The sequence below is a fragment of the Ruegeria sp. CDSB114 genome (assembly GCF_059611025.1).
The window spans coordinates 77,542-87,888 of record NZ_JBXWOT010000007.1 but is presented as its reverse complement, the minus strand read 5'-3'; the positions used below and the strand labels follow the sequence as shown (position 1 = coordinate 87,888).

Below are 10,347 nucleotides of genomic sequence, written 5' to 3'. Positions count from 1 at the left end.
CACCCAGTTACAGGGGTAGCCGGGCAGGTCTTAAGGTGGGCTTAACACTTAAAACTGTCTTGAATTCCTCACTGCGGTAATGCTGCCCCGGCACGGCGCAGAATCAGTTGCAGGTGTTTGAAACTGTTGCTGATTCCGTCCGGCTCGGCCTTGCCGAAAAAGGCATCAAGCTCGTCATGAACCCGGACTGCCTGATCCAATAACGGGTCTGCCCCTTCGGCATAAAGCCCGGCTTTGATCATAACCTCGGATTGCTCGTAACTGCCAACCAGCTTGCGGGTTTCCGAGATCATCCGGTTTTCCGCCTCGGAGGCAGCCCCCGGCAGGCTGCGTGAAACTGAACGGCTAAGGTCAATGGCGGGGAAACGGCCGCGCTCGGCGATTTCGCGGCTCAGGACGATATGCCCGTCCAGAACGCCACGCAGAATGTCCGCTATCGGTTCATCCATGTCCGAGCCCGCAACCAGAACGCTGAAGACTGCGGTGATATCACCCTGATCGGCGGTGCCCGGCCCGGTTCGTTCGCACAGGCCTGCGATCAAGGGCGTGACTGAAGGTGGGAACCCGCGCAAAGTGGGGGCCTCACCCATCGCAACGGCGATTTCGCGGTGCGCCTCGGCAAAGCGGGTGACCGAGTCGGCCAGAAACAGGACGTTCAGCCCTTGGTCCCGCAGGAATTCCGCGACTGAAAGTGCCGACCATGCACAGCGCCTGCGGGCCAGCGCTGACTGATCCGAGGTTGCCGCCACAACCACAGATCGTGCCAACCCCTTGGCTCCAAGCGCATGTTCAACGAACTCATTGACCTCACGACCACGTTCGCCGACCAGAGCGACCACAACCGCGTCTGCCTGAATCGACCGCGCCAGGGTCGCCAACAGGGTCGACTTGCCGACCCCTGACCCGGCGAACAGGCCGATACGCTGTCCCTGCACCACAGGTAACATGGTGTTCATAATGCTCAGCCCGGTTTCCATCGGTGCGCCCAGCGGTTTGCGGACAACGGCAGGTGGCGGATTTTGCAGGATATCTCTTTCCTGAGTGCCCGACAGCAACGGCTTGCCGTCCAGCGGTTTGCCGAAGGGATCAATGACCCGGCCCAGCCAGTGCAGTCCGGGGGAAAATGCCGGTGTCTGATTTAGAATCACCCGATCACCCAAGCAAACACCATCGGGTGCAGCGGCGGGTAACATGTGGATCAGATCCGATTCGACATGCAGAACTTCACCCGCCAGATCCGGGCCGCTGCGCCGCCGCAGGGTCAGGTTGTCGCCGATGCGGGCAACGTACTCCAACCCCTTTATTTCTATGACGCCGCGCCCAACACTGGCCACGCGGCCCATATGGCGCATGGCAGACAGACGGTCGAATTCGCATTTCAGAAGCATCGGGTCGAGATCGGTCATCGTGGGTTCTCCAACGGGTTTCTGAAAACGGTTTCTAAAGGAATCGGGGTTAAGCCTTGATTGAAATTGATCGAGGGAGAAGCCCCGATGTTCTCTGACCTGAACGTCTTTAAGACAGCGTACGCAATGGCAACCCATGCCGGGCAACGGCAGTCTGTCATTGCGCGAAACATGGCAAATGCGGATACGCCGGGTTATCAGCCCCGCGATATCGAGACCTTTCAGAAAGCTTTCGAAAGTTCCGGGCGTGAGGTTGCGATGACCGCCACGCGGGCCAGGCATCTGAACGGCGCCGCCGCAGCCCAACCCTGGGCCGAGTTCGATGCCGCACCCTCGGGCGATCCCAACGGAAATGGTGTTTCTCTTGAGGAAGAAATGCTCAAAGCGGTCGAGGTCAAGCGTCAACATGACCGCGCGTTGGCGATCTATAAATCCTCGATTGGCATCCTGCGTACCAGCCTTGGTCGCGGGTGAGGAGGGCTGAGAGATGAGCGATTTTTCCCATTCCCTTTCCACCTCGGCCAGCGCCCTGCGCGCGCAGGCGGCCCGTTTGCGGCACGTCTCCGAAAACATCTCGAATGCGGATACGCCGGGATATCGGCGCAAAACCGTGCCGTTTGAAGCGGTCAGCAAAGATGGTGCGCAAATGGTCGAGACCGGGCGCGTTAAGCTTGATCGTCGCGACCTGTCGCGCATCTATGACCCCGGCCATGCGTTGGCCGATGAGACCGGCCATTATCGCGGGTCCAATGTAGATTTGATGATCGAAATCGCTGACGCGCGTGAAGCGCAGCGCAGCTACGAAGCCAATCTCAAGATGTTCGACCAGACACGACAAATGTCGTCGAGCCTTATGGAACTTCTCAGAAAATAAAGGACACCAGAATGGATATCCGATCCCTGACCGCCGCGCAGAGCTACGCCGTAGCGCGGCCCGCTACGCAGCCCGACCCCGACCTTGCCGGAATGGCACAGGGGTTGCGCTCAACCTTTCAGGACTTTGCCGCAACATTGAAACAGTCCGAGCAGATGTCCGGCGCGGCGATGACCGGCCAGGCCGATCCGCACGCGCTGGTTCAGGCGTTGGCGCAGACCGAACTGGCCGTCGAAACCGCCGTCATCGTGCGCAACAAAGTGGTCGAGGCCTATCAGGAAATCCTGCGGATGCCGGTCTGACCGATGCTCAGCGAAGGTCTGTATTATGACATCGTCCGTCAGGCGCTTTGGGTCGCGGTGATCACATCCGTCCCGATCCTGGCGGTGGCATTGGTCTCGGGTCTGGTTGTGGGTCTGTTCCAAGCGTTGACCTCGGTTCAGGAAATGACGCTGACCTTCGTGCCAAAGCTGATCGCCATCGTGATCGTGTTCTGGATTTCGATGGGGTTCATGACCCAGACGCTGGTGACGTTCTTTACCTCAACCCTCATCCCACTGATCGCCGGAGGCCGCTGATGGATACCTCATATACCACCTTGTCCCGCCAATCGGGGCTGATGAATGAAATGCGGCTGGTGGCGAACAATATCGCCAACGCCAATACCACGGGGTACCGCCAGCAGGGCTTGGTGTTTTCCGAGTTCGTGAAAGCCTCGCCGGGCAATCCGTCCTTGTCCATGGCGCGGGCAGAGGCACGCAATACCTCGTTGCAACAAGGCGTTCTGACCGAAACCGGCGGGCAATTTGATTTTGCCATCGAAGGCGACGGGTTCTTCATGATCGAAACCCCCAGCGGCAACCGGCTGACACGGGCGGGTGCGTTTTCACCCAGTGCCGAGGGTGATCTGGTTACCATGGATGGGTACCGGGTTCTGGACAGCAACGGCGCCCCTGTTTTCATTCCGCCGGATGCCGCGTCGATTGATGTCGGCAGCGACGGCACGCTCAGTATCGAAGGGCAGGTTCTGGGACAGATCGGCGTCTACCGCGTTGCTGATCCCACGAGCTTGGTGCGCGAGGGCAGCACGCAATTTCGGTCAGATGCAGCGATTGAACCCGTGGAGGAGCCGGTCATTGTGCACCGATTCCTCGAAGGATCGAATGTGAACGCGATCGAACAGGTCACCCGGATGATCGAAATCCAGCGCGCCTATGAGTTGGGGCAGAGTTTTCTTGAAACCGAAGACGAACGTGTGCGTGGGGCGCTTAAGGCGCTGATGCGCTGATTTGATAACGGAGGAATTGATATGCGGGCACTGAAAATCGCAGCGACAGGCATGACCGCGCAGCAGATGCGGGTCGAGACGATCTCGAACAACCTGGCGAATATGAATACCACAGGCTACAACGCGCGCCGCGCCGAGTTTGCAGACCTGCACTATCAACAAATGGCGCGCGCAGGGACGGTGAATGCCAATGACGGCACCGTCTTGCCCACAGGTATCCAACTGGGTCTGGGGGTGCGCCCGGCTGCGGTCACCGTGCAGCTGGCACAGGGTGCGTTGGCGGCCACTGGCAGCGATTTGGATGTCGCAATCGAAGGGCGCGGCTATCTTGAGGTGACGTTGCCGAGCGGTCAGTCTGGCTTTACCCGTGACGGCAGCCTGAAACGCTCGGCCGAAGGGTTGATCGTCACTTCAGATGGCTTCGCTGTCGCGCCAGAGATCACAATCCCAGACGATGCAAGGTCGATTTCGATCAATGCATCGGGTGAGGTCTATGCCTATTTCGATGATACCGCCGAGGGGCAGCTGCTGGGTGAATTTACCCTGGCCAGTTTCTCCAATGCGAAGGGGTTGGAGGCGATCGGCAGCAACCTGTTCAAAGAAACCGAAGCCTCGGGCGCGCCTGTCATCGGCACTCCGGGTGAGGGTGGGATGGGCACCCTGCGGCAGGGATATCTCGAGGACAGCTCGGTCGATGCGGTGCGCGAAGTCACTGAACTGATCGAGGCCCAGCGGGGGTATGAGATGAACGCCAAAGTCATCTCGGCCGTCGATCAGATGATGGGCGCTACAACGCAGGTACGGTGATGCGTGCCCTGTTCATAGCGCTGATGACGATCAGCCCGCTTTGCGCCCTGGCTGAAATTGTGGTGCCGATCCGGACCATCCGCGCCAAAGAGGTGATCTCGGCTGCTGATCTTGAGATCAAAGATCAGGTTGTCCCCGGAGCGGTTACAAACCCCGATGATCTGATCGGTCAGGAAACGCGCATCGCGCTCTACCCCGGACGTCCGGTGCGCGCTGCCGATGTTGGACCGCCCGCATTGGTGGACCGCAATGATCTGGTGGTTCTGGTCTTTGACCGCCAGCCCCTTTCGATCACAGCCGAGGGCCGTGCCCTTGGGCGTGGGGCTGTCGGTGATCGTATTCGCGTCATGAATCTGTCGTCCCGCACTACCGTCGTTGGCTTTATCCGACCAGACGGTCAAATCGAGGTAAAATGATGTCCGGAAAACTAAAACTGTTGATGATGGCAAGTCTGGCTCTGACCGCCTGCGGCCGCATAGATCATTTGGGAAAGCCACCAAGTTTCACACCCGCGGACGAATCTGCTGAACATGTCGCCATGCTGTGGCCGGGTTTACCGTTGCACACGCAGCCGCAACGCAATGTGGATCGGTCATCGCTGTGGAGCGGGGGGCAGCAATCGCTTTTGGGTGATCAGCGCGCGATCAAAAAGGGCGATATCTTGACAGTTGTGATCGAGCTGGACGAGAAAGCCGAGATTTCCAACGATACGAACCGCTCGCGCAGCGGGTCCGAAAGCCTTGAGGTTCCAGAGCTGTTCGGCCTGCCGCAGCGCGCATTGGAACGGCTGCCCGATGGGGCGACGCTGGACGAAGCTGTCGGGATCGACTCATCCTCGGTCAGTAAAGGCAAGGGCTCGGTCAAGCGTAAGGAAAAGCTGACCCTGCGGGTTGCGGCGACCGTCATCGACGCCTTACCGAATGGCGTGCTGGCCATATCCGGCTCGCAAGAGCTGCGCGTTAATTTCGAGCTGCGAGAGCTTTTGGTCACGGGATATGTGAGGCCACAGGACATCTCGCGGAAGAATGAAATCACCTATGACAAGATCGCCTCGGCGCGCGTGTCTTATGGTGGCCGAGGCCAGATCATGGATGTGCAGCAGCCTCGTTACGGCCAGCAGGTCCTCGATACACTTTTGCCGTTCTGAGGTCGTCCAACGATGAAAAAGCTACTTCCTATTTTGTTTCTGCTTGCTGGCCTGGGCGGCGGTATTGGTGCGGGAATTGCCATGTCTCCTTCTGGAAAAACCAAAGATGGTGACATGGATAAATCCGCTGCCGCCGAACCCAAGAAAGCCAAGGAGAAGGCCACTAAGACCAAGTCGGACAAAAAGGATACGTCCAGCAAGTATGAATATCTGAAGATGACGAAACAGTTTGTGATCCCGGTCGTGAAGTCCGACCGGATTGCCGCATTAGTCACAATGTCGCTGAGCCTGGAAACCAAACCTGGCGTTGCTGAAACGATTTATGAGTTTGAGCCAAAGTTGAGGGATGGGTTTCTGCAGGTTCTGTTCGATCACGCAAATACCGGTGGTTTCAACGGCAACTTTACGGAATCCGACAATCTGGATTTAGTCCGAAAGGCTTTGCTGCAGGTCGCCAAGAAGGATTTGGGTGATGACGTGCTGCAAGTCCTGATCATGAGTGTTAACCGTCAGGATACTTGAAGCCTGTTTCGGCCCGCTTATTGTCGCGATCGCTTTTTCATAAGCATGTCTCGGCGGGCCTTTTGTTCTTCTTCAATCAGCTGTCCTAGGGCCTGTTTGCGTCCGAACGCTTTCCGCAAGGCATGCATCTTGGTTAGCTTTTGCGCTCGGACGCGCGCGAGGTCTGTATTGAGTTTTCGTCGGGTTGCCTCTTCCCATCCACGCCACAGAACATCAGTGCCGGTGACCTGATATCCATCAGCTTGACCGCTGTTTTGTCGGGTCTGCTGAAGCTGTGCATCCAATCGACTCAGTTTTTGCAAAATCTCGGCCTCGGCTTCGACATATGGGCGCAAGGTCTGTTGCTCTTTTTGGAAGGCCGCGTCGGATATACGCTTCAGATCGGCAAGTCCGGTAAACCGCATCAAATTTTGTCCTTCGCGCGTTTGCGCATGGCTTCAGCAAAGCGGATGGCCGCAGCGACGGGGCGATAGTGTTCCTGGGCGATCTCATGCCCGATTTCGACGGTCGCATGGAGAGCCCGTGCGGTGGGGGGATCCGAGTGTATCGGAACCTTGGCCTCGGCCGCCGAGGCGCGGATGGCGGCCGCAATCTGGTCGACGCCTTTCGCCACGCAGATCGGTGCCGACCCGGCCGTCCGCTGCCATCTGAGAGCCACCGAATAATGGGTCGGGTTCACGATGACTACATCCGCAGTTGGGACATCCGCCATCATCTGATTTGCCGCAATTTCCTGCGCGCGCTGGCGGCGCTGTTGTTTGACATGCGGGTCGCCTTCGGCGTCTTTGGTCTCGTCCTGAATTTCTTTGCGGGACATCCGGTTTTTGCGCATATGTTCGGAGTATTGCCACATATAGTCGACGACTCCGATGGCCAGTGCGATGGTGACGACGATGAAGAGGAACCGGAATAAAAGATTCATCATCAAGACGATCGACGATTGCGGCGGCGCAGCGCTGGCGGTCAGAATCTCGGGCAGGTTGGCGCGCAGAAACATTAACAGGCAGACGCAGTAAATCAGTAGCTTCGCAAAGCTTTTGGCAAATTCGAACAGACCACCGCGCCCGAATTTATTCTTGGCATTGGAGAGGATCGAAATCCGGGACAGCTTGGGCTGCAACTTGCTGGGGGCAAAAACCAGCGCCTTTTGGGCGATCAGGCTTAGCAGAACCGCCGTCGCAGGAAGAACAAATATCGTTGCCATCGAGATTGCAGCTTTGCCAAGCATCCCACCCACCAGGCCGTCGGCGGGGCCAGCCGTCAACATGGTGCTGATCTTATCGGATTGGTCGATCAGGACGACAAACAAGGTGCCCAGATGCTGAACGCCCATCTGGCCTGCGAAAAGCAAACCGATCAGCAGCCCGACATATGCCGCGACCACGGACAGGTCGTTCGACTTGGCGACCTCACCCTTTTCCCGCGCTTTCAGAAGCTTTTGCGGCGTCGGGTCATATGACTTGTCGCTGTCGTCGTCCTGTCCGCTCATCTCGGATCTTTCAGCGGGTTCTGCATGAAATCAAACAGGGCATCGGACCAGACCGACAGGATTAGAGGCGCGCCAGCGAACAGCAAAAACAGCCCCGCAAATGTGATGGCCGGGGCGCCAACAAATGCTACCATCAGCTGTGGCATGGCGCGGTTGATGACACCAAGCGCAAGGTTGTAGATCAAAGAGGCAATCACAAAAGGCATCGCCAGGGCGAATGCCAGGCTGAAACTGTACGAGACCCGTTCCACGCCCCATTGGGACAAATCCGGAGCTGCGGGCACGGCGCCGGTGGGAAATAGATCGTAGCTGTGGACCAGGAACTCTGCCAAGCGGATGTGCAGGCCAAGCAATACAGCAAGGGCCAACCCGGCCAGCGTCAGCAGATAACCCATGGCCGGAACTGGATCGGCGGCGGCCCCACCCAGAATTTGCGAGAGTGACGTCGCCTGTGCCGCAATGGATCCTGCCGTTTGCAGGGTCAGAACAAAGATGCGCAGCGCCATCCCCAACGCCATTCCGACAAAAACTTCGGTTCCGATCAGCTGGACCATGGACAGGAATTCGGGATTGAATTCCTTTGTCGGCACAGCCGGTGCCACGATCAACGTAAAGGCAACGGCAGTGCCAAGTTTGACACGGGTGGGGATGCTGCGTTCTCCGAATGCAGGCATCAAGGACACCATTGCCGAAACGCGCACGAAAACACCAAAGAAATGCCAGGCCCCAGAGCCCAGGTGCGGCAAGAGTTCGGGTGGGAGGGCGATCATGCGGGTACCGTGCCTACAAGTGCGGGCCGCGCCTCGAGCCCGATTTCCTCAAATGACAGGACCGGATTGGACACGCCGCGCGCATGCATGATCGTACGCAGCAGCCTGCGGCGCCGGGTCGAGGTCACGACCGCAGGAAAGATACCATGGTCGGCGGAATGCGAGACACTGTCCACCACGCCCTCTGCAAGCTTGTTGAACAGGTTCGGTGGCAGGGCGACATCCAGCCCTGCATTGGGTGCATCGACCTGATAGGTGGCAAATGTGTCTTCCCATTCCGGTGCAAGCTGGATCAGCGGGATCGACCCGTCTTCGCGTTTCATGTCGGCCACAAGCTGGAACCCAAGCCGCTGTCGCACCAGTTCGCAAATCCCTTCGGGTTGCGTGGTGGTCAGGCGCGCCTCGGCGATGCTTTCGAGGATAAGCGCCAGATTGCGTATCGAAACCCGTTCGTCCAGCAACAGGCGCAGGACTGCGTGAAGCGTGTCGATTGGAACCTTGTCGGGGATCAACTCGTCCAGCAGTTTCCTGTTTGCCTCGGCCCGGACCGGGTCGCTGAGCCGGGCCATTTCTGATAGCAGCCTGCGTAGCGCCTTCAGCGTCAACAGACGCGAGAAGTTCTGTTTGATGATTTCCAGCAGATGCGTGGCCAGTATTTCCGGGGGTGAGACAATCGTAGCGCCGCTCATAGCTGCGGCCTCTTGATCCTTGGGCAGGATCCAACGTGCAGGCGCACCATAGACGGGTTCGGTTACATCCCTCCCCTCGGGCAAAAGATCGTGCCCGTCCTGAACAAGCGCCAAGATCAGATCGGGGTTCAGGGCACCGCGGGCCTGTTCCACGCCGTGCACCTTGATCACATATGTCCCCATCGGCAGCTCGGCCCGGTCGGTCAGGCGGATATCGGGCAGGATCAATCCAAAGGTCGAGGCGACATAGGTCCGCATATTCGCAATGCGCGCATCCAGACCGGTGCCCGGGTTCAGGACCATGCTGACCAGATCCGGTGCGAATTCCAGGTGGACATCATCGAGGTCAAGAATGTCGCCAATCGCTTGCGACACTGCCGTGTCCGCTTCGTCCGTCGCAGTTTGAACCTGGGTCTCTTGCTTTTGCTGTTTTCGGTGCACTGCATAGGCGGCGTAGCCCAAAACGCAGGCCCCCAGAATAAAGGGCAGAAATGGCAGGCCGGGAACCAGCGCGAAAAGCACCATCAACCCGGCAACAGTGCCAAGGGCGGCCGGGTGGCGCCCCAGTTGCGATAAGATGGCGGTGTCAGTTGCGCCCTGTGTTCCACCACGCGCCAGAAGCAAAGCGGAGGCAATCGAGATGATCACAGCCGGTATCTGCGAGACCAAACCATCGCCCACCGTCAGGATGGCGTAGGTTTCGAACGCCGATGACACCGGCATCCCGTGAACGATCACGCCCATGACAAGCCCCATCACCAGATTCAGCAGGGTGATCAAAAGCCCGGCAACCGCGTCTCCTTTGACGAATTTCGACGCCCCGTCAAGCGAGCCGAAAAAGGTGGTTTCCTGCTGTTCCCGTTCGCGCCGTTCCTTGGCCTCTTGATGGTCGATGGCGCCCGCTGACATATCGCTGTCGATGGCCAGCTGCTTCCCGGGCATGCCATCCAGAGCGAACCGCGCGCCCACTTCGGCCATGCGTGCCGCGCCTTTGTTGATGACCATAAAGTTCACGATCAACAGGACGCCGAACACCACAAGGCCCAGGAAAATGCTGCCGCCCATGACAAAGCTTGCGAATCCCTCGATCACATCGCCGGCGGCATTGGGGCCGGTGTGCCCCTGACCGATAATCAGCTTGGTCGATGAGACGTTCAACGACAACCGGAGCATCAATGACCCCAGAAGGATGGTCGGGAAGGAAGAGAAATCCAGCGGCCGCTCGATAAACAGGGTCAGCGTGAAAATCAGGATCGCCAGGGCGAAGGACGTGGCCAGTCCGACATCCAGAACCCAGGACGGCATGGGCAGGATCATCATCACGATGACGGTCATCAACGCAAGCGCCAGCAAAA

At 58.4% G+C, this 10,347-nt stretch carries 14 protein-coding genes; 9 read left to right on the top strand and 5 right to left on the bottom strand.

Annotated elements, in window-relative coordinates; all coding sequences use genetic code 11:
• Positions 1–68: 68 nt before the first annotated feature.
• Positions 69–1,406 carry a FliI/YscN family ATPase gene (locus tag AC2FIP_RS15390; RefSeq protein WP_496787098.1) on the bottom strand — a complete coding sequence of 446 codons (1,338 nt, stop codon included), beginning with the start codon at positions 1,404–1,406 and terminating at the stop codon, positions 69–71.
• An 87-nt stretch (positions 1,407–1,493) separates the two neighbouring features.
• Here AC2FIP_RS15390 and AC2FIP_RS15385 point away from each other — a divergent pair, with 87 nt between their 5' ends.
• From AC2FIP_RS15385 to AC2FIP_RS15345, 9 genes are read left to right on the top strand one after another with little or no spacing between them, the layout of a single operon-like run.
• The gene (locus AC2FIP_RS15385) at positions 1,494–1,880 is read left to right on the top strand and encodes a FlgB family protein (protein ID WP_496707467.1); all 387 of its coding nucleotides are present in this window, start codon (positions 1,494–1,496) and stop codon (positions 1,878–1,880) included.
• A 13-nt stretch (positions 1,881–1,893) separates the two neighbouring features.
• Positions 1,894–2,280 (top strand): flagellar basal body rod protein FlgC, encoded by a 387-nt coding sequence (gene flgC, locus AC2FIP_RS15380; protein WP_496787097.1) that lies wholly within the window; start codon positions 1,894–1,896, stop codon positions 2,278–2,280.
• A gap of 11 nt (positions 2,281–2,291) precedes the next feature.
• Positions 2,292–2,582, top strand: coding sequence for a flagellar hook-basal body complex protein FliE (fliE, locus tag AC2FIP_RS15375; RefSeq protein ID WP_142638325.1), 291 nt, complete (start codon positions 2,292–2,294; stop codon positions 2,580–2,582).
• 3 nt (positions 2,583–2,585) lie between these two features.
• The gene (locus tag AC2FIP_RS15370) at positions 2,586–2,858 is read left to right on the top strand and encodes a flagellar biosynthetic protein FliQ (RefSeq protein ID WP_142638323.1); all 273 of its coding nucleotides are present in this window, start codon (positions 2,586–2,588) and stop codon (positions 2,856–2,858) included.
• A complete protein-coding gene (locus AC2FIP_RS15365; protein ID WP_271950829.1) occupies positions 2,858–3,568 on the top strand; it encodes a flagellar hook-basal body complex protein in 711 nt (236 codons plus the stop codon). Before AC2FIP_RS15370 ends, AC2FIP_RS15365 begins: the two co-directional genes overlap by 1 nt.
• A gap of 21 nt (positions 3,569–3,589) precedes the next feature.
• Positions 3,590–4,375 (top strand): flagellar basal-body rod protein FlgG, encoded by a 786-nt coding sequence (gene flgG / locus AC2FIP_RS15360; RefSeq protein WP_142638319.1) that lies wholly within the window; start codon positions 3,590–3,592, stop codon positions 4,373–4,375.
• Positions 4,375–4,791 (top strand): flagellar basal body P-ring formation chaperone FlgA, encoded by a 417-nt coding sequence (gene flgA / locus AC2FIP_RS15355; RefSeq protein WP_496697358.1) that lies wholly within the window; start codon positions 4,375–4,377, stop codon positions 4,789–4,791. The genes flgG and flgA overlap by 1 nt, the downstream gene beginning before the upstream one ends.
• Positions 4,791–5,522, top strand: coding sequence for a flagellar basal body L-ring protein FlgH (gene flgH, locus AC2FIP_RS15350; RefSeq protein ID WP_496787096.1), 732 nt, complete (start codon positions 4,791–4,793; stop codon positions 5,520–5,522). The genes flgA and flgH overlap by 1 nt, the downstream gene beginning before the upstream one ends.
• Before the next feature lie 12 nt (positions 5,523–5,534).
• Positions 5,535–6,044, top strand: coding sequence for a flagellar basal body-associated protein FliL (locus tag AC2FIP_RS15345; protein ID WP_496787095.1), 510 nt, complete (start codon positions 5,535–5,537; stop codon positions 6,042–6,044).
• 17 nt (positions 6,045–6,061) lie between these two features.
• Here AC2FIP_RS15345 and AC2FIP_RS15340 read toward each other — a convergent pair whose 3' ends face one another.
• Genes AC2FIP_RS15340 through flhA form a run of 4 tightly spaced genes read right to left on the bottom strand, consistent with a single transcriptional unit; the run spans position 6,062 to position 10,327 of the window.
• Positions 6,062–6,448 (bottom strand): hypothetical protein, encoded by a 387-nt coding sequence (locus AC2FIP_RS15340; RefSeq protein WP_496787093.1) that lies wholly within the window; start codon positions 6,446–6,448, stop codon positions 6,062–6,064.
• A complete protein-coding gene (gene flhB, locus AC2FIP_RS15335; RefSeq protein ID WP_496787091.1) occupies positions 6,448–7,533 on the bottom strand; it encodes a flagellar type III secretion system protein FlhB in 1,086 nt (361 codons plus the stop codon). The genes AC2FIP_RS15340 and flhB overlap by 1 nt, the downstream gene beginning before the upstream one ends.
• Complete coding sequence (locus AC2FIP_RS15330; RefSeq protein ID WP_496787089.1) at positions 7,530–8,303, bottom strand: flagellar biosynthetic protein FliR; 774 nt, start codon at positions 8,301–8,303, stop codon at positions 7,530–7,532. Before AC2FIP_RS15330 ends, flhB begins: the two co-directional genes overlap by 4 nt.
• The gene (flhA, locus tag AC2FIP_RS15325) at positions 8,300–10,327 is read right to left on the bottom strand and encodes a flagellar biosynthesis protein FlhA (RefSeq protein WP_496692742.1); all 2,028 of its coding nucleotides are present in this window, start codon (positions 10,325–10,327) and stop codon (positions 8,300–8,302) included. Before flhA ends, AC2FIP_RS15330 begins: the two co-directional genes overlap by 4 nt.
• Positions 10,328–10,347: the final 20 nt, after the last annotated feature.

What these genes read in the sequence shown, in the direction of transcription:
- flhB (WP_496787091.1), bottom strand. Translation starts at nt 7,533, where the DNA reads ATGAGCGGACAGGACGACGACAGCGACAAGTCATATGACCCGACGCCG.
- AC2FIP_RS15370 (WP_142638323.1), top strand. Translation starts at nt 2,586, where the DNA reads ATGCTCAGCGAAGGTCTGTATTATGACATCGTCCGTCAGGCGCTTTGG.
- AC2FIP_RS15330 (WP_496787089.1), bottom strand. Translation starts at nt 8,303, where the DNA reads ATGATCGCCCTCCCACCCGAACTCTTGCCGCACCTGGGCTCTGGGGCC.
- flgH (WP_496787096.1), top strand. Translation starts at nt 4,791, where the DNA reads ATGTCCGGAAAACTAAAACTGTTGATGATGGCAAGTCTGGCTCTGACC.
- flgA (WP_496697358.1), top strand. Translation starts at nt 4,375, where the DNA reads ATGCGTGCCCTGTTCATAGCGCTGATGACGATCAGCCCGCTTTGCGCC.
- AC2FIP_RS15365 (WP_271950829.1), top strand. Translation starts at nt 2,858, where the DNA reads ATGGATACCTCATATACCACCTTGTCCCGCCAATCGGGGCTGATGAAT.
- flgG (WP_142638319.1), top strand. Translation starts at nt 3,590, where the DNA reads ATGCGGGCACTGAAAATCGCAGCGACAGGCATGACCGCGCAGCAGATG.
- AC2FIP_RS15345 (WP_496787095.1), top strand. Translation starts at nt 5,535, where the DNA reads ATGAAAAAGCTACTTCCTATTTTGTTTCTGCTTGCTGGCCTGGGCGGC.
- AC2FIP_RS15385 (WP_496707467.1), top strand. Translation starts at nt 1,494, where the DNA reads ATGTTCTCTGACCTGAACGTCTTTAAGACAGCGTACGCAATGGCAACC.
- fliE (WP_142638325.1), top strand. Translation starts at nt 2,292, where the DNA reads ATGGATATCCGATCCCTGACCGCCGCGCAGAGCTACGCCGTAGCGCGG.
- flgC (WP_496787097.1), top strand. Translation starts at nt 1,894, where the DNA reads ATGAGCGATTTTTCCCATTCCCTTTCCACCTCGGCCAGCGCCCTGCGC.
- AC2FIP_RS15390 (WP_496787098.1), bottom strand. Translation starts at nt 1,406, where the DNA reads ATGACCGATCTCGACCCGATGCTTCTGAAATGCGAATTCGACCGTCTG.
- AC2FIP_RS15340 (WP_496787093.1), bottom strand. Translation starts at nt 6,448, where the DNA reads ATGCGGTTTACCGGACTTGCCGATCTGAAGCGTATATCCGACGCGGCC.
- flhA (WP_496692742.1), bottom strand. Translation starts at nt 10,327, where the DNA reads ATGACCGTCATCGTGATGATGATCCTGCCCATGCCGTCCTGGGTTCTG.